A 19266-nucleotide genomic window follows, 5' to 3' on the forward strand; every position below is an offset into this window, starting at 1 on the left:
ACTTTCATAACTAGTCCTATATGAAGGATTACAAACTCTTTCAGATTTGGGATTTCTGATTTCAGAAATAAAGTAAAACAGCTTTGCTTTTTACAAAATATAGAAGCCTACACTTCCGAAATCCAACATCCGATATCCGAAATAAATGTTTTTTGTAATCCTTCGATCACTCACAATTCAACATTACTACTTCAGTATCTCAACTTCAATCGCACTACTGTTATATACTTTGTGAGTAGCTTTGATAAAATCCGCAGCATCCGCTTTGTAGATATTGTCCACATATTTTTGTGGGTTAATATCAAATAATGGGAAAGCTGTAGATTGTACCTGAATCATGATTTTATGACCTTTTTTGAAAGTATGCAACACATCTTGCAAACGGAAAGTCACATCAGTGATTTGGTTGGGTACTAAAGGCTCAGGTTTTGAAAAGCTATTTCTGAAGCGACTACGCATAATTTCACTTCTTACCATTTGCTGATAACCAGCCAAGGTAATGTGTTTTGGCGTAAATGGCGTATTTTGCTCATCGCCTGGATATACGTCTACTAATTTTACAAACCAGTCGGCATCTGTTCCAGTGGTGGCTACTTTAAGTTTTGCCAAAATCTCACCACCTAAAGTTACATCTTCTGTCAAAACATCCGTTTCAAAAGTCAATACGTCTGTTCTACGACCTGCAAAACGTTGGTCTTCGCTCATGTAAGCACGAGGGGTAAAGCCAAACAGTTGCTTATTATCCTCTGTGTACGGCACAGGTTTATTAGGATCAGACACAAATTCAGAATAACCGTCTGAAGTGATTTTGTCTGTCAATTTTCCAGAATTACTCAAGTAGAAATTCACTTTCTGAGCTGTTTTTACTGGCCATTCTTTAAACTCTTGCCATTGTTTTTTACCAGTGTCAAACAAATAGGCCTCTGGCAAATCAGATTTTCCATCGCCTGCACCTTTCAAGAAATGTTTAAAGAATTTTAACTCAATGTTTCTTTGGAAAAATGTCGCTACGCTATCTCCAAAATATACATTTGAGTGCATGTGATGACCTCTTTCTCTAGCCCAATCACCATGTCCAAATGGACCCATAACGATGGTATTATAGATATTCTGGTTATTTTTTTCTACGTTTTTATAAATCGTCAAAGGACCATACAAATCTTCGGCATCATACCAGCCACCTACAACCATAATAGCAGGTGCATTTTTGATGTTTTTTAAATGAGGAATGATGCTTCTTTTTTGCCAAAATTCATCATAGTTAGGATGATCTACATGCTCTTGCCAGAAAAAGTTATCCTTGTAATTAGCACCCAAATTTTTCAAAGGTGTTTGAGTTTTGTACCAATCAAAACCATCCTGCGTATTTCTTTTTGGAAACAAATTATCGTACCAAGACTCAGTCGTTGGTTTTGGATGTTGAACGCCAAACACAGGAAACGTCAATCCATAACCAATCGTAAATGCACCATTGTGGTGGAAATCGTCAAAGAAGAAATCCGAAACTGGTGCTTGAGGCGAAGATGCTTTCAAGGCAGGGTGACCGCAAAGTGCTCCTGCAATAGTGTAAAAACCTGGGTAAGAAATACCATATTGTCCTACACGACCATTATTATTCGGAATGTTTTTTACCAACCAATCAATCGTGTCATAGGTATCCGAAGCCTCATCCACGTCTGTTTTGACCTTCTTGTTGGCAATATGTGGTGTCATATTAGTCCAAGTACCCTCAGACATCCAACGACCACGTACATCTTGCTCCACAAAAATGAATTTTTCACGCATCATGTGACGAGAGTAATATAGCATTTGTGGATAATCGTCTTTTCCGTAAGGTGCTATATCATAACAAGTACGTTGCATGACGATAGGATACTTATTGTTGGCCGAAGCATCTTTGGGAACATATACATTCGTGAAAAGTTTGACACCATCACGCATGGAGATTTGGTATTGGTATTTCACATAGTTTTCACGCACAAATGCCGAGTCTTGTTGAGCAACAGACAATGATTGTGCTGAAATTTTGGTCATACCTACCAACAAGCTCAATAAAAGGAAGAGTTTTTTCATGTTTTAGGAGTGTTGATTCAGATTTGTTTTTTGTTAAAATTAAAACAAAGAATCGGTTTTCATGAAAATACGGTATGTTTTTTAGCTGAAATGGGTCTGAATGATAGATTAATAATCAAATAAAAAAGCGTCACAAGTTGGTATAAAATCCATATGGGAAGTTCACACCAGCTTGTAACGCTTAGCTTAATCTATTTATGATATGGTTTTTTAATTCTTCAAAACACCAAAAGTTATGAATGAAGGATAAGCTTTTTGGTGATATACTTTTTGGGTAGCTTTTTGATAATCACTTTCTTTTGCTTCAAAGATATTTACAAATTTCTGAGGATTTCTATCTGCCCAAGGGAAACAAGAACTCTGGATTTGCACCATAATTTTATGTCCCTTTTTGAAAGTATGCAATACATCTTGTAGCTCTAATTTTACTTCTGTTGGTTTCCCTGGAATAAATGCTTCTGGTTTCGTGAAATCGTTACGATATTTTCCTCTAATAATCTCACTACGAATCAATTGTTGGTAACCACCATATATTACATCTGGGTGGGCAGGATTGCTAGGTGTGCTGTTAGGATATACGTCTATAACTTTCACAATCCAGTCGGCATCTGTTCCTGTAGTCGAAACCTTCAGATTCGCTAAGATATTGCCCACCATCGTCAAATCGTCTTTGAGTGTATCTGTTTCAAAACTAATTACATCGGGACGCTGATAGGCAAAACGTTGGTCTTCAACCATATATTCTGCTGAAAATCCATCATTAATTTTACCAGAAAATGGTACTGGACGTTTCGGGTCAGATACATAACTTGTAAGTCCATTTTCATTTTGAGGTTTTGTCAAACCTAATTTTCCTCCATTTTGAAAATACAAAGTTGTTTCTTGTGCATTTTTAGGAGGATAAGTGTCAAAATTTCTCCACTGATTATTGCCTGTTTCGAAAAGCGTAGCTTCTGGTAAATTCAAGCTCAATGACTCATCTATCAAGTAATGATTAAAGAACGGACTTTCAATTTTTTCCTGATAATATAAAGACGTTTTCGAACCAAATTCAACATCTGCTAGTGATTGTCCAGAAGAGCCAGCCCAACCGCCGTGTACCCATGGTCCAACCACAAAACGAATATCGTTATTGGGAGATTGCTTTTCCATGGCTTGATAGGTTTTGAACGTTCCGTACAAATCTTGCTCATCGTACCAGCCACCAACTACTAATACCGCATGCTTGATATTTTGTAGGTGGGGTAAAATATTGCGTTTTTGCCAGTGCTCATCAAAATTAGGATGGTCAAAATTTTCATGGAAATACTCATTACGCTTTTTGTAATATTGATCTTCTGCATTACGAGTCGGACCCATTTTCAAGTAAAAATCATATCCATCTGGACTATCAAATGAGAAATAGGGCGCAGGACGATTTTTTGTAGGTTGAGTTTGTGGTTGGAAAAAGTTATAAAATCCAAAATTAGCTCCCAACATAAAAGCGCCCAAATGGAAGGCATCATCACGCCACAAATCTGCCATTGGAGCCTGTGGAGAAGAAGCTTTCAAGGCAGGATGTTGTGAAACCGAACCTGCTGAAGTAAAAAAGCCAGGGTAGGAGATACCCCACTGGCCTACTTTGCCATTATTGTTGGGAATATTCTTGATTAACCAATCGATGGTATCATAGGTATCGCTCGATTCGTCAATATCTTTCTCAGAAGATTTTTTGTCAAGGTGCGGTGTCATTTCCACAAATTTTCCTTCCGAAGCCCAACGTCCGCGGACATCCTGATATACTACAATATAATTTTCCCGAATCATAAACGGGTTGGGACCAATACGCTTTTTGAATTTGTCAGTACCGTAAGGGTTGCAAGAATACGGCGTTCTTTGCATGATTATAGGGTGTTGCTTCGATTTGTCTTTGGGCGCATACACCTGTGTAAAAAGCTGCACCCCATCACGCATTTTGACCATAAACTCAGACTTTACATAGTTATTCCTAATGTAAGCTGAATCCTGAGCAATTGAATATTGATAGGTTGATTGGGCTTTTCCTAAAAAGGATAAAAAGAACAAGAGGCAAATAAGTGAGTTTCTCATAAGCATATCATTAAGCGGGTTTACAAAGTATTTTTCAAAGTTAGGAGAAAAAGATAAAAGGCACAAAGTTGAATAAGGATAGAGGCTTACAGTGAGTAAATGGTCAAGAGAGGTGTCAAAACCATTTTTTCTAGCTGTAAAAAGCCATAACATTCACAGAAATCAGCTATGCTCAATTTTGAAGTCTATCTATTTTTTGACAAAATAAACTAGTCACTTTGTGCCTGATCCCTCAATCCCTGATCCCTCATCTATATTTTTTACCATATTTTACCTAAAACAAGTCGAAAGCTACGTACGATTCCGTAATTTTGCACCCGAAGTTGTCCCGTGTACGCCGAATGTACCAAAAAACAATCTATTAGGATAGCCTCAAATGCTGAAAATGAACGAAGTATTAAGAATTGCGGTCCAAAAATCGGGTCGCCTTAGTGAAGATTCACTAAATCTTTTCAAGGAGTGCGGAATCAAATTTGATAATGGTGCTGGTAAATTAAAAGCTACATCCTCAAACTTTCCCGCAGAGTTTTTGTTTCTAAGAGACGACGATATTCCTGGGTATGTAGAGGACGGAGTAGCGGATATCGGAATTGTCGGACAAAACGTTCATGTTGAAACAAGCAAGCATGTAAACGAAGTTAAATTACTAGGATTCTCAAAATGTCGCCTTTCAATTGCAATTCCTCGCAGTGAAACATATGGCGGAGTGAAGGAACTAGAAGGAAAAAGTATTGCTACTTCTTATCCGGTAATTTTAGGTAACTTCTTGAAAGAGAATGGTGTAACTGCCCATATTCATGAAATATCTGGTTCGGTAGAAATCGCTCCAAGTATTGGATTGGCACATGCCGTATGTGATATCGTTAGTTCTGGAGGTACTTTGTTAAGTAATGGTTTGAAAGAAGTGGAAGTGATTTTCCGCTCTGAAGCTATTATGATTGGATACCCTAACCTTTCACCAGAAAAACAAAACATTCTGAATCAAATCTTGTTTAGAATAGACTCAGTACAACGTGCTAAAAACCGCAAATATGTTGTGCTAAATACCAAACAAGAGAATATTGCTTTGATTCGCCAATTGCTTCCGGGCATGAAAGCTCCTTCAATTTTGCCATTGGCAGACGAAGGTTGGGTGTCAATGCATTCAGTAATTGAGGAGCAAGATTTTTGGCAAAATATCGAAAAACTTCGTGATGCAGGTGCTGAAGGAATTTTGGTATTGCCAATCGAGAAAATGATTTTTTAATAATTGCTTTCAGCAAATGACATTTCGAGATTTGAAAATAATCTCAATGGGTTCAAAATTTCCCAAGCCGAATGCCAAAGGCTGAATGCAAAAAGTATTCCTTTTGCATGAAAATTATAAAATATCCATCACCATCCGACTACCAAGCGATTCTTACTCGCCCAGTACAGGATATGTCAGTGATTGAACAAAGAGTCATCCCTATTCTTGAAAAAGTAAAGGCAGAAGGTGACAAGGCACTTTTTGAATTGGCATTACAATTTGATAAAGTGACTTTAGAAACGCTCGAAATGGATGCTTCGAAGGTAGAAGCGGCAGCAGGATTATTGAGCGAAGAGCTTAAAACTGCTATCCATGGGGCGTATCAAAATATTTACAAATTTCACGTAGCGCAAAAACAAGCACCCGAAAAAATCGAAACTACCACAGGCGTTACTTGTTGGCGCAAATCGGTAGGTATCGAAAAAGTAGGGGTCTATATTCCGGGAGGAACGGCACCTTTGTTTTCGACGGTATTGATGCTTGGAGTTCCTGCGCAAATAGCGGGTTGTAAAGAAGTAGTATTGTGTACGCCTTCCGATCACCCTGCGATTTTGTATGCAGCCCAACTTTGTGGCATTTCTAAAATCTTCCGCGTTGGTGGCGCACAAGCAGTGGCTGCGATGGCTTACGGTACAGAATCGATTCCTCAGGTTTACAAAATTTTTGGGCCTGGTAATCAGTATGTTACTGCTGCCAAAATGCTCGCAAACAAAGAAGGTGTAGCCATTGATATGCCTGCTGGGCCATCAGAGGTAGCAGTTTGGGCAGACAATTCTGCTAATCCTGCTTTTGTAGCGGCAGATTTATTGTCACAAGCAGAGCATGGTATCGACTCACAAGTTTTATTGGTATCGACTTCGGAAGAATTAATTGAAGCCGTTAATCAAGAGTTAGAAAAGCAATTGGCCGTATTGCCTCGTGCCGAGTTTGCAGCCAAAGCCTTAGAAAATAGTCAAGCAGTATTGGTTGAAAATCAGGGTATTGCCATTGATATGCTCAATCAGTATGCTGCTGAGCACTTGATTATGTCTGTCGAAAATGCAGAAGAATTATCCGAGCAAATCTTTAATGCAGGTTCTATTTTCTTAGGAAATTATACTCCAGAATCAGCAGGAGATTATGCTTCAGGCACCAACCATACTTTACCAACTAACGGTTTTGCTAAAGCCTACTCAGGGGTAAGTTTGGACAGCTTCGTCAAAAAAATAACGATTCAAAAAATTACAAAAGAAGGCATTCAACATCTGGGTAATACTATTATCGAGATGGCCGAAGCCGAATCTTTACGTGCCCATGCTAATGCGGTTCGCGTAAGATTGGCATAATTTTTTTGTCATAGAACCAACAAACTAGGTGATAGCTCCTCATTCGGTTGAGATGCGTCACCTTTTGTTGTTAAAAGGGGCGAAAATTGGCATCAGTCCGTAAGCTGAAGCAATAGCCAACATTTACTTATTTCACTAAATCCAAGAAACAAACTTATGAAATTTGACATACACTCAGTTGTGCGCCCGCACATTTTAAACCTTGCTCCATACTCTTCTGCACGTGATGAATATACAGGTAAAGAAGGTGTTTTTTTAGATGCAAACGAAAACCCGATTGGTTCGGCAACGCCCGAAAACTGGAACCGTTATCCAGACCCTTATCAGTTTGCGATAAAGGAAAAATTGGCACCTATCAAAGGCTGTCGTCCAACGCAAATTTTTCTAGGAAATGGCTCTGATGAACCTATCGACTTAATTATTCGCTTGACTTGTGAACCAAAAGTTGATAATATTATTATATTGCCTCCAACTTATGGCATGTATGAAGTAAGTGCTTCGGTTAATAATGTAGGAATACAGAAAATTCCATTGACTCCTGATTATCAGTTGAACATTGATGCGATTTTGGAGGCGATAAATTCAAAAACAAAATTGATCTTTATCTGTTCGCCAAATAACCCAACAGGTAACTTGATTAATCGTGAGGCAATTTTACAAATCATCGAAAACTTCCAACAAGGTATCGTTATTATCGATGAGGCATACAACGATTTCTCTGATGAGCCTTCGTTCATTCCAAGTTTGGATGAATATCCTAATGTAATGGTACTTCAGACTTTTTCAAAAGCATGGGGTTTGGCTTCGCTACGTCTGGGAATGGCCTTTGCACAAGAAGAATTAATTACACTTTTGAATAAAATTAAATACCCTTACAACATCAACGGTTTAACGCAAAAGTTATTAATTGAGAACATCGACAATACAGATTTTGTGAAAAAATCGGTAGCTACACTCAACGAAAATAGAGCTCAACTTGAAAAAGAGTTAAGCGAACTGCCAAATGTTGAACATATCTACCCTTCAGATGCGAACTTCCTATTGGTTCGTTTCAAAGAGGCCAAAGCTGTATTTGATTACTTAATTGAGAACAAAACGATAGTTCGTGACCGTTCAAAGGTGATTTTATGTGACAACTGTTTGCGTATCTCCGTCGGAACAAAAGACGAAAATTCCATTTTAATGGGTTATCTTCGTTCTTATGAGGCATAAATCAATTAAATAACAATTTTATGAAAAAAACAGTATTGTTTCTTCTACTCATGGTGGCATCTGTAGGTGCTTTTGCTCAAAACAGAGACTGGGCGATAGGTGGTAAGATTGGAGAACCATCAGGACTAAGTCTACGCAACTACTTAAGAAATGACAAAAATGCTATTGAAATCAATTTTGGAGTTTATGGGGGTATCTGGGGTGTAAGAGACAGTTACAAAACTGGTGCATTCAACGGTTCAGGTATTGCTGTAAGTGGGTTGTATTTGTGGCATAACGAAATGGGAAGTAGTCGCTTTAAAAACTACTATGGTTTTGGAGGTCAAATTACTTCTAGAAAGTATTTTGTAGATGATACTTTTAACGGAATTCCTTACAAAAAAGAAATTCCAGCCACAGGATTAGGTGGTGTTGGTTCGGCAGGATTGGAGTATTTCTCTCCAGATTCACCGCTATCTATTTTCATGGAAGTGGGTGCTTATGTGGAATTAGTACCATCAGTATTTTACTTTCATCCACAAGCAGGCATAGGAGCAAGACTTAATTTTTAAAAATAGAATTGGTACTTGCAAAAGTATTTTGAAATGATAACTTTGCAGTATCAATTCCAATGGGGATGTAGCTCAGTTGGCTAGAGTGCTTGACTGGCAGTCAAGAGGTCGTGGGTTCGAGCCCCATCTTCTCCACTTTTTCAAAAGCGCTTATGTTCTGAACATAAGCGCTTTTTTAATTTCTAAAGACTTGATGAAATCGGAAAGAAATCAGAGAATCACTTAGATAACTCCTGATGTAGATATTTAACATAACTTTGAATACTATCAAACCCAATAAACATCTTTCAATATGATCGATATTCAGGCAATTATTGACAATAGTGAGCAACAGGTTTGTCCTGTTCATGGAAAAAAACCTAAGGTAATTTATGAGGATGATAACTTGGAAATTACAGCTTGCTGTGAAGATTTTAAAAAGATTACCAAAGATGTGTTCAATGAGGAACTTAGACAAGCTTTAATTGAGTATCTTTTAGTAAGGCCCATGAGGGAGCGTAACAAAACATCCTAAATTTATATAATGATCAAATTGACTTTGTTTTTATAAAGTACAATAAAGATAGTTATACCCTAAATTGCAATAATAATGTCGAGAAAACATTCCTTTATTCTAACATTATCAAACAATGTCACAGAGAAAGAAGGTGTAAATTATTTGATAGAAAATCATACAGGTTTTTTCAAAATTGACTTGTCAACTAAAAAGAAAATTCTGGATTTGCTACAGATTGAACATCGTTTTCTTCAATCCTTTGATATGATATATATTCCGAATTTAGTAGAGAAAGAAATTAATGGCGATGAAATAGAGACCTATTTAGAAGATATGATACTGGTTGAGCTAAAGACAACCAAGAAGTATTTACCCGATAACCCAAAAGGTTTCTTTTTTGGCGCTACTGAGAACGAATTTAATTTTGGAGAAATACTAGGAGATAAATTTAGATTTTGCTTTGTAAGCTTACATGAAAAAGGCTCTTCTTACGCGTTATTAACTATTGAGGAACTTGAACTTATTATTCGAAATAAGAGGATACAGTATCAAATTAATTTATAAATCACACACTTTAAAACTATTATAAAAAGATACTCTCTTCATGCCTTAACACTGATTTTATTCATATTTTGTGTTCATTCTAGTGCAGCAGTTCTTGCTCGAAAATGTACTGGCTCCAATTATTGTTCTGCCTGTAAAAATTGTAAATACTGTAAACATTGCGCCAAAAATGGAGGCACTTGTGGCATTTGTAAATAACTCCTTTCATTTCTAAAATGAATCTATTACATACAGCACCTCTCCCCAACCAAGGATAGACGTTCTTTTTAATTCTGTAGTTTTGAAAAACTTTTTCATGCTTTGAGTAAAGTATTACCTATTCTGAGCTTTATTGTTTCGGGCATAAGCCTCTAACATTTTAAAACTTTATGTCATGAAATCCCAATTTATTAAAAACTACAGTCTTCTTTTATTCCTTTGCTGCTTGTTAGGTTTTACGAGTATGGCACAAAAAGCCTCTCAAGCTATCTCAAGACCTCTTTTGTTGAAGCAATTCAAACAAAATTTTTCCGATGCACAAAAACAATATCAGTTTTTGGCTCAACATCTTCCCGCTGGTAAATTTCCAAAGACGTATTTTCCCAATACAGACCGCTATGAGTTTAGCAACTCTGATTGGTGGTGTAGTGGCTTTTACCCTGGCTCTTTGCTTTATATTTATGAACAAACCAAAGACCAAGCTACGTATCAGGAAGCAGAACGTATTTTGAAAGACCTAGAAAAGGAAAAGTATAATACTACAACCCATGATTTAGGTTTTATGATGTTTTGTAGTTTTGGTAATGCTAATCGTATTGCTCCAAAAACAGCATATAAAGAAGTTTTGCTGACTTCTGCCAAGTCTCTTGCTACACGTTTTAACCCAAAAGTAGGCTGTATAAAATCATGGGACTCAAAGCCTGATGATTTTTTGGTGATTATTGACAACATGATGAACCTAGAATTATTGTTTTGGGCAACCGAAGTAACGGGAGATTCTAGCTATTATAAGATTGCAGTAACCCATGCGAATACAACGATGAAACACCATTTCCGTCCTGATTATAGTTCATATCATGTGATTAATTATGATGCTAACACTGGTGAGGTAAAACAGAAGAAAACGGCACAAGGATTTGCCAATGAATCGGCTTGGGCACGTGGTCAGGCTTGGGGGTTGTATGGATATACTGTGATGTATCGTGTGACTAAAAATTCGATTTACTTAGAACAGGCAAATAAGATTGCTAATTTCTATTTAAACAATCCAAACCTTCCAGCAGATAAAATTCCTTTTTGGGACTTCAATGCGCCAAATCAACCAGAAGCCTTGCGTGATGCTTCAGCAGCTTCGGTGGTGGCATCAGCATTATTAGAGTTGCAAGGATATGTAAAGGCTCCTTTGGCTAAAACTTATGTGTCTTCAGCGGAGAAAATGCTTTGGAGTTTATCAAACGCTCCATACAAAGCGGCTTATGGCAAAAATGGTGGCTTTCTCATCAAGCATTGTGTTGGTCATATTCCTCAAAATACAGAAGTGGATGTACCCCTAACGTATGCAGATTACTATTTCTTGGAAGCTATGAAGCGCTATCAAGAATTGAAAAAATAAGAATTATCCAAGTGAAATTTCTCTCTATTTGGTTCAAGGCTTAGATAAAATGCTTTGAACCAAATAGATTTTTTACATAACAAACCTATGAAAAAACTTATCCTCGCTGCTCTTATGGCTGTTGCTTTGAGCTATCAAGCTACCGCACAAAAGTCAAAAAAGAAAAAAGAAACGACCGTCGAAGCGCCTGTGCTCACTACTCGTGAGGTATGGCTTGCACATCTCGATCAATTGTCTCGTCCTGTCTTGCAAAGTTTAGCAAATGATAGTCTAAAAATTAAAATGCCTGTCGAACTATCTGTTCATATAGATAACAAGGCAAGCCGTTCGCAAGTGGCATATCTCGAAGCTTTCGGTCGTTTGTTGTGTGGGATTGCCCCATGGCTCAATGCTGAAGGCGGTACTCCTCCTGAAGTTGCGCTAAGAGATACTTACAGACAATGGGCTGTAAAAGCTGTTGCTAATGCTGTAAATCCTCAGGCAAAAGATTATATGAAATTCGAGGGGGCTGGGCAGCCTTTGGTCGATGCTGCATTTTTGGCTTTGGCTTTTGTACGCTCTCCTTGGCTTTGGGAGCATTTGGATGCTACAACTAAGCAAAATGTGGTAAATTCTTTTGTGAAAACAAGAGAAATAAAACCTGGTTTTAGTAACTGGATATTGTTTTCAGGGATGATTGAGGCCTTTTTCTGCAAGTATGGCTATTCATGGGATATCCTCCGTATAGAGTATTGTTACCGTCAGTTTGAACAATGGTATTTGGGTGATGGTATTTATGGCGACGGCGAAAAGTTTCATTTTGATTACTACAATAGCTACGTTATTCAACCTTTTTTAGTAAATATCCATCAAGTAGTAAGTGCAAAAAATTCTTCTTTTAATTGGGCAGGGAAAAAAATTATGGAGCGTGCACAACGTTACGCACATATTCAAGAAAAACTGGTGAATCCTGATGGTACATTTCCTGCTATAGGCCGATCGTTGGTTTATAGAGGAGGCGCTTTTCATCATTTGGCAGATATGGCGCTGGTTCATAATCTTCCTAAGGAAATTAGTGTGGCTCAAACACGTGAAGCTTTAACGGCAATCTTGAAGAAAACAACAGAATCAAAAACCACTTTTGATGAAAAAGGCTGGTTGAAAATCGGATTCTACGGCGCTCAACCCGAAATCGCAGATTCATATATCACAACAGGGAGTTTATATCTATGCTCTTTTATTTTGCTTCCTCTAGGTTTGCCAGAAACAGATGAGTTTTGGAGCGCAAGCCCTCAACCATGGACTTCTCAACGAATTTGGCAAGGATTGCCAGTACCACCAGACCATGCTATCGATTAATAGAATATTTGTTGTTTAAACAGGTTAAGTTGAGTTGAAATGCTAACCTGTTTATCCTTTTATCTACTAACTTGAGTATAATTGTGTATGATTGACACTTATTGGTAAATAGCCAATCTCTAAAAATTATTTAATCCCTTTAATAAACAAACCATGAAATTATTCAAATATCTTCTAGGAATGGGTCTGTGTTTGTCAATAGCGAAAGCTACTGTCGCGCAAACCGTTCGAAATTACAATCCTATTATTCCTGACTTAATTGCTGATCCAAGTATTGTAAAGTTTGGAGATACTTTTTATTGCTACGCCACTACAGATGGTTATGATAAAGGTTTGGCAACCTCAGGACCTCCAGTTCTTTGGCAATCCAAAGATTTGGTGAATTGGTCTTTTGACGGAATATTCTTTCCGTCGGCTGCCAAACAACTTTTTTGGGCACCAAGTTATGCTCAAAAAGTAGGGAAAGACTATTTCTTTTACCCGACGGTCAATACACATATTTACGTAGCAAAAGCTTCTTCTCCGAAAGGTCCTTTTAAATTGGTGGGAGAAGATACTTTCGAAAAGGGTAAAGCTCCAGCTCCGCTTGTGCTGATGGATGGGCCTAAAAAGACGAAAGGAATCGATGCAGAAATCTTTATCGACGATGATAAAACGCCTTATTTGTTTTGGGCACAACGTGGTGCGGCTAAGCTAAAGCCCAATATGACCGAATTAGATGGCGATATTCAGGTGATTCAAACTAAGAGAAATGGCTACTCTGAAGGACCAATCTTTTTTAAACGAAAAGGTATTTACTATTATATGTACACCTTGAGTGGTCATGAGCATTATGCCTATGCGTATCAATATAGCAAAGTTTCTCCTTTTGGTCCTTATGAATTTCCGAAGGAAGAAATTATCGCTAAAACTGATACTACTGAAAAAATCTATGGTCCTGGGCACGGCAATGTATTCAATATCGGCGATGATTATTATTTCACTTATCTCGAATTTGGTCGCTCGGGAACTAACCGTCAGGTTTGGATCAACAAAATGGAGTTTAACGAAGATGGAACGATCAAACCCGTAAAATTGACCAATAAAGGTGTAAATCCTTTGAATGTAAAAGATAAAGGATTAAAAATTGAGGAAACAAGTGCTTCTTCAACTAAGCCAGAATACAAAGTTCCTCATATTTATGATGCGACACTCAAACGCACTGAGTACTACAATCCTGTCAATGCGACTGATTGGTCAAACGGAACTCGCTGGATGGCAGATGCAGCCGATTCTTTAGCGACTTTTACGGCAAAATTGTCAAAACCTCAAACCATTAAGAAAGTTGAAACATACTTTGTTAAACCAACTGCTGGACATGCCTATGTTTTGGAAGGCTCGCTAGATGGTAAAACTTGGGTAAAATGTGGAGGACACGAGGACGTTCAAATCAAATCTCCGCACACAGATGTATTGAATAAGAAATTTCAGTATTTGAGAATCAAATTCTTGAAAGGAGTTGCAGGAATTTGGGAATTCAAAGTTTATTAATTCCTGATATTGTCAATATTTATTAAAACCTCAGCTCATTTGGGTTGAGGTTTTTCTATTTTTAAAATGGATATTTGAGTAATCGGTAGGAGCAAAAGGAATTTTTCTTCTTTTTGTCATCAAAAAAGAGGGAAATCGAAAAGAAAGTATTGCTTTGCTAAATTGAAATATTATTTGGAAAATCTATAAAAGACGCAAATCATTAGAGGGTTTGAGAAAAGTAGATAGAGCTATAAAAAGCGAAAATAGCTCAACAGAAGCGCTTTAGGAATTACAAAAGGCTATAAAAACAAAAAAAGCAGACTCAGTAAGACTGCTTTTTTGAATTACACTTCATCAACAAACTAAAAACCAAATAAAACTACTTTATTATATTCGTAGTCAATCTGATAATCTGGGAATAAAGGTAATCAGGAAATTTTATTTTGCCAAATCGTATATCCCCAAAATTTCAGATAATTGCTGTAGGAGAAGGACTCGAACCTCCACGGCGTAGTTAGGTATAGTACAAAATCTGGTGGTCAACCCCAGTCTATCTTGCGATAGGCATTATACTAACTTTATCCCGTAATCACCACCCCCGAGACAGGAGGGCACGTCTGCCAAATTTCATCACCCTACAGTGTGTGTGTCGTTGTTCTTTTAACTTGACAATGCAAAGTTAACAGGTGTTCAGATATTTTACAAATATTTTATAAAAAATTATTAAAATTTATAGTATTTTCAAAAATTTGCTATTTTTGTTAACGAATCGTTAAAAATGGCAATTCTTGAAGCCTTGTTTTTTGCGAAATTGTTAATAATAACTTTAGACTGTATTAATACTTATGGAAAAAGTACCAGGCATTGACCAAGTTGATTTAAAAATATTAGGGCTTTTAATGAGTGATGCTACTATGCCCTATACCGAAATTGCCAAAAAAATCCATGTTTCCAGTGGTACAGTCCATGTAAGGATGGCCAAAATGGAAGAAATGGGAATTGTTAAAGGCTCCCAACTGATTGTAGACCATACTCGACTTGGATGGGATATATCTGCTTTTCTAGGTATTTATCTGGATAAAAGTTCGCTATATGCGGAGGTTGCAGACCAACTCATGCAAATCCCTGAAGTTGTAAGCATAAATTATACCACGGGAATTTATTCTATTTTTGCCAAAATAGTTTGTCGTGATACCGTTCACCTAAGAGAAGTACTGCATGACAAAATTCAAAAAGTCGCAGGAATTCAGAGAACAGAAACATTTATATCACTGGAAGAGTCGGTAAATCGTTCGGTTCCGTTTGCGAATCCTTCTTAAAATGAGGGTTTGAGCGGAGTTTTCTCCAAAAATTAGGAATAATTGGGGTACATCTTAGAAAAATTCTAAACAACAGAACTTTTCTTGCGCTTTTTGGTTTATTTTTGTAGACCAATTATTTCAGTGAATGAATTCAAAGGTCAATAATTAGTTAAAAAGCTAACAAATATCATTTTTTTGAATGACATTTTAACATGCTTTGAAATTACTTCCTTGTCTAGCACAAAATCACTGATATACCAATTGCTGTAACAGATTAAAACAATGGCAAAAGAAGAAATAGACATTCTCGAAGAAATCACCTCCTCTGAGTATAAATATGGTTTCGAAAGTCACTTCGAAACAGATGAAGTACCTGCAGGTTTGAATGAAGACGTTATCCGTCAAATCTCGGCTAAGAAAGACGAGCCAGAATGGATGTTGGAATGGCGTTTGAGCGCATACCGTACTTGGTTGGGTATGCAAGAACCAGAATGGGCTAACGTTGACTATAAAAAAGTTGACTACCAAGCAATCAAATATTATTCAGCTCCAAAACAAACGAAAGTTGTTAATTCATTGGATGAGATTGATCCAGAATTACGTCGTACTTTCGAAAAATTAGGTATCTCTCTTGATGAGCAGAAACGCCTTTCTGGAGTTGCAGTAGATGCTGTAATTGACTCAGTTTCAGTGGCTACTACTTTTAAAAAGACTTTAGCTGAAAAAGGTATTATCTTTAGCTCGATGTCTGAAGCAATTAAAGAGCATCCTGAATTAATCAAAAAATACTTGGGTTCAGTAGTGCCTGTAAAAGATAATTTCTTTTCGGCATTGAATGCTGCTGTATTTTCTGACGGTTCATTCTGTTATATTCCAAAAGGAGTAAGATGCCCGATGGAATTGTCTACGTATTTCCGTATTAATGCGGCTGGTACTGGTCAATTTGAGCGTACTTTGATTGTTGCTGACGAGTCTTCTTATGTAAGTTACTTAGAAGGTTGTACTGCTCCAATGCGTGACGAAAACCAATTACACGCTGCTGTAGTTGAAATTGTAGCACACGAAAATGCAGAGGTTAAATACTCTACTGTTCAAAACTGGTATCCAGGTGATAAAGACGGTAAAGGTGGTATTTACAACTTTGTAACAAAACGTGGTATTTGTGATGGCGCTAACTCAAAAATCTCTTGGACTCAAGTAGAAACAGGTTCTGCAATTACATGGAAATACCCTTCTGTAATTTTGAAAGGTGATAACTCTATTGGAGAATTTTATTCAGTAGCTGTTACTAACAATATGCAACAGGCAGATACTGGTACGAAAATGGTACACATTGGTAAAAATACTAAGTCACGTATCGTTTCTAAAGGTATCTCTGCAGGTCGTTCTCAAAACTCATATAGAGGATTAGTTGAAGTGATGAAACGCGCTGAAAATGCTCGTAACTTCTCTCAATGTGACTCATTGTTGATGGGTGACCGTTGTGGTGCGCATACTTTCCCATACATTGAAGTAAAAAATAACACAGCTACTGTAGAGCACGAAGCGACTACTTCGAAGATTGGTGAAGATCAAATCTTCTATTGTAATCAGCGTGGTATTTCTACTGAAGCAGCTATTGCTTTGATTGTGAACGGATATGCCAAAGAAGTATTGAACCAATTACCAATGGAATTTGCGGTAGAAGCACAAAAACTTCTCGCTATCTCTTTGGAAGGTTCGGTAGGTTAACGAATTGTAAATTATTACGATATATATAAAAACAGCTTCTATTTTTGATAGAAGCTGTTTTTGTTTGTATCATCGAAACTATTATACAAAATTATTCTTATCTCTATGATCAATTATAATCCAAAGGAATGGTTCACCTTTATTTTCCACTTTCATAAAGCTGATACTTTCAGAAAGTTGTTCCCTATGCTAATTGCTATTGGAGCCTACTCTGGTTTGATTGCTTATTTGGAAGTAGATGTTTTTAAATTAAGTGAAAATTCACATATCAAGAATATTCCAGCTATGCATGGAATGCTAGGTTTTGTGATCTCTATGCTATTGGTTTTTAGAACCAATACTGCCTATGATCGTTGGTGGGAGGGAAGACGTAACTGGGGAGCATTGACGAACGCCTCAAGAAATTTTGCTATCAAAATTCAAGCGATAGTTCCCAAAGAGATGATTGAAGAAAGGACCATAATAGAAAAACTTATCGTGGAATATGCTTTTGCCTTGAAACGCCATTTGCGTGGACATCAAAATGATAGCGAGCTGTTTATTTCTGAATACAAAGTAAAGCCAGAATATCATAAACCTAATTACATAGCCAAATTGCTAGTTGAGCAGGTGCAGGCATTATATGCAAAAAATATTATTTCTGGCGAGCAGTTACTTTTTATTAATGAAGAAATTCGAACCTTTACAGATATTTGTGGTGCTTGTGAGCGTATTAGAAACACGCCGATACCTTTTTCTTACACAGTATTTTTGAAGAAGTTTATTTTCTTTTATGTAATGACTTTGCCCTTTGGATATGTTTTTACGCTAGGCTATATTGTCATACCTGTGGTGGTTTTTGTTTTTTATGTATTGGCAAGTTTAGAGCTGATTGCCGAAGAAATTGAAAATCCATTTGGTACAGACGCTAATGATTTGCCACTAGCGCAGATGTGCAGAAATATCCAAAAGCATGTAGGTGAAATTTTTCAAGAAGAATCTGTTTTGAGATAAAAAGAAAGCCGTTAGTTTATCGCTAACGGCTTTTATTTTTACACCATTTTTACATAACTTCCGAGCCACTTAATGTCGGATTCATGTTTTTTCATGATATGTTGAACATTCTCATCTAAGAAATACCCATCAAATTCCATCAAGAACCAGAAGTTGAAGGTTTCACCTTCTTTCACAGGTCTCGATTCAATTTTAACAAGGTTGATGCCACGATTTTCAAACTCTTGTAGGAATCTTACCAGAGTTCCTGGCTTACCGTCATCGGGAAGTTTGGCAATGATGGTAGTTTTATCTTTTTCACTCTTCTGATTGACAAAATCTTTTCCGATAATGAAAAATCTTGTTCTATTTTGAGAGGAATCTTGAATATTGTCAAACAAGATAGGAACATCAAACAATTTGGCTGCGATATGCGAACAAACTGCGGCAGATTGCTCATCTTGAGAAGCTAATTTGGCAGCTTTGGAAGTCGAATCTACTTGTACAAAAAACTCTTCATCCTTACCATTGAAATATTCATTTAAGAATTTTTCACATTGCCCAAAAGCGATGTCTTTTGAATAAATTCGTTTGATATCCGATAATTTTTCAGATTTGGTAGCAAACGTAAAGTGAACAGGAATAACCACTTCTGCTACAATTTTCAAATCTGTTTCGTTTAGCAAATCAATCGTCTCTTTTACAATACCTTCCAAATTGTTCTCGATAGGGACAACACCAAATCTTGCACGACCTGTATCAACACTTTCAAAAACTGAACGAATGCTTGGCAAAGGTAAGTAATCGCTCATAGCACCAAAACGACTTTCGGCTGCTTGGTGAGTAAAGCTACCCTCAGGACCCAAATAGGCAATACGTTCTGGCAGTTCAAGATTACGAGATACTGCAAAAATTTCGAGGTAAATAGCCTCAATCGCAGGGCGTGTCAATAAGCCTTGGCTCATTTCTGCAAGACGGTCGATGATTTGCTTCTCACGCTCAGGACGATAAATAACAGTCTGAGTCGTTTTTTTAAGCTCTCCAACATGCTTAACAACTTCCATACGCTTGTTGAGTATCTCAAGCATTTCATTGTCAAGCTCATCAATTTGTTGTCGTAATTGTTCTAGGGTCATATTATGGTTAACAGGATATTTCTGCTAGCGAACAGGAAGAGGAATACTTGATTAAGGGCTCACAAAGACTATTGAGCCCTTAGTAATA

Annotated in this window: 15 protein-coding genes and 1 tRNA gene; 13 read left to right on the forward strand and 3 right to left on the reverse strand. The window is 37.2% G+C overall.

Annotated elements, in window-relative coordinates; all coding sequences use genetic code 11:
- Positions 1 to 186: 186 nt before the first annotated feature.
- Together QM524_RS00255 and QM524_RS00260 are read right to left on the reverse strand one after the other, a co-directional pair.
- The gene (locus tag QM524_RS00255) at positions 187 to 2073 is read right to left on the reverse strand and encodes a CocE/NonD family hydrolase (protein WP_283342969.1); all 1887 of its coding nucleotides are present in this window, start codon (positions 2071 to 2073) and stop codon (positions 187 to 189) included.
- 210 nt (positions 2074 to 2283) lie between these two features.
- Entirely contained in the window at positions 2284 to 4161 is a 1878-nt protein-coding gene (locus QM524_RS00260; protein ID WP_283342970.1) for a CocE/NonD family hydrolase, read from the reverse strand.
- Positions 4162 to 4546: 385 nt separating this feature from the next.
- Between QM524_RS00260 and hisG the strand changes: the two genes are divergently transcribed.
- The 13 genes from hisG (at position 4547) to QM524_RS00325 (ending at position 18063) form a co-directional block, all read left to right on the forward strand.
- Positions 4547 to 5407 (forward strand): ATP phosphoribosyltransferase, encoded by an 861-nt coding sequence (gene hisG / locus QM524_RS00265; protein ID WP_166577537.1) that lies wholly within the window; start codon positions 4547 to 4549, stop codon positions 5405 to 5407.
- 107 nt (positions 5408 to 5514) lie between these two features.
- The gene (gene hisD, locus QM524_RS00270; RefSeq protein ID WP_283342971.1) at positions 5515 to 6774 is read left to right on the forward strand and encodes a histidinol dehydrogenase; all 1260 of its coding nucleotides are present in this window, start codon (positions 5515 to 5517) and stop codon (positions 6772 to 6774) included.
- 156 nt (positions 6775 to 6930) lie between these two features.
- A complete protein-coding gene (hisC, locus tag QM524_RS00275; RefSeq protein WP_166577539.1) occupies positions 6931 to 7986 on the forward strand; it encodes a histidinol-phosphate transaminase in 1056 nt (351 codons plus the stop codon).
- A 20-nt stretch (positions 7987 to 8006) separates the two neighbouring features.
- Positions 8007 to 8537, forward strand: coding sequence for a hypothetical protein (locus QM524_RS00280; RefSeq protein ID WP_283342972.1), 531 nt, complete (start codon positions 8007 to 8009; stop codon positions 8535 to 8537).
- Between the two features lie 61 nt (positions 8538 to 8598).
- Positions 8599 to 8672, forward strand: a tRNA-Ala gene (locus QM524_RS00285).
- A 157-nt stretch (positions 8673 to 8829) separates the two neighbouring features.
- Positions 8830 to 9051: a hypothetical protein gene (locus tag QM524_RS00290; RefSeq protein WP_283342973.1), complete on the forward strand. Its 222-nt coding sequence runs from the start codon at positions 8830 to 8832 to the stop codon at positions 9049 to 9051.
- Positions 9052 to 9126: 75 nt separating this feature from the next.
- The gene (locus QM524_RS00295; protein ID WP_283342974.1) at positions 9127 to 9597 is read left to right on the forward strand and encodes a hypothetical protein; all 471 of its coding nucleotides are present in this window, start codon (positions 9127 to 9129) and stop codon (positions 9595 to 9597) included.
- A 373-nt stretch (positions 9598 to 9970) separates the two neighbouring features.
- Positions 9971 to 11188, forward strand: coding sequence for a glycoside hydrolase family 88 protein (locus tag QM524_RS00300; protein WP_283342975.1), 1218 nt, complete (start codon positions 9971 to 9973; stop codon positions 11186 to 11188).
- Positions 11189 to 11275: 87 nt separating this feature from the next.
- Positions 11276 to 12526 carry a DUF2264 domain-containing protein gene (locus tag QM524_RS00305; protein WP_283342976.1) on the forward strand — a complete coding sequence of 417 codons (1251 nt, stop codon included), beginning with the start codon at positions 11276 to 11278 and terminating at the stop codon, positions 12524 to 12526.
- A 153-nt stretch (positions 12527 to 12679) separates the two neighbouring features.
- On the forward strand, positions 12680 to 14056 hold the full coding sequence (locus QM524_RS00310) for a family 43 glycosylhydrolase (RefSeq protein ID WP_283342977.1): 1377 nt from the start codon (positions 12680 to 12682) through the stop codon (positions 14054 to 14056).
- A gap of 827 nt (positions 14057 to 14883) precedes the next feature.
- Positions 14884 to 15357, forward strand: coding sequence for an Lrp/AsnC ligand binding domain-containing protein (locus tag QM524_RS00315; protein WP_095163020.1), 474 nt, complete (start codon positions 14884 to 14886; stop codon positions 15355 to 15357).
- 264 nt (positions 15358 to 15621) lie between these two features.
- Positions 15622 to 17070 (forward strand): Fe-S cluster assembly protein SufB, encoded by a 1449-nt coding sequence (sufB, locus tag QM524_RS00320; protein WP_095163022.1) that lies wholly within the window; start codon positions 15622 to 15624, stop codon positions 17068 to 17070.
- Between the two features lie 105 nt (positions 17071 to 17175).
- Positions 17176 to 18063, forward strand: a complete 888-nt coding sequence (locus tag QM524_RS00325) for a bestrophin family protein (RefSeq protein WP_283342978.1) — start codon at positions 17176 to 17178, stop codon at positions 18061 to 18063.
- A gap of 38 nt (positions 18064 to 18101) precedes the next feature.
- Here the strand turns inward: QM524_RS00325 and pheA are convergent, their stop codons facing one another.
- Positions 18102 to 19178 carry a prephenate dehydratase gene (pheA, locus tag QM524_RS00330; protein WP_095163027.1) on the reverse strand — a complete coding sequence of 359 codons (1077 nt, stop codon included), beginning with the start codon at positions 19176 to 19178 and terminating at the stop codon, positions 18102 to 18104.
- Positions 19179 to 19266: the final 88 nt, after the last annotated feature.

This window comes from Flectobacillus roseus, assembly GCF_030056595.1.
Lineage (GTDB): Bacteria > Bacteroidota > Bacteroidia > Cytophagales > Spirosomataceae > Flectobacillus > Flectobacillus roseus.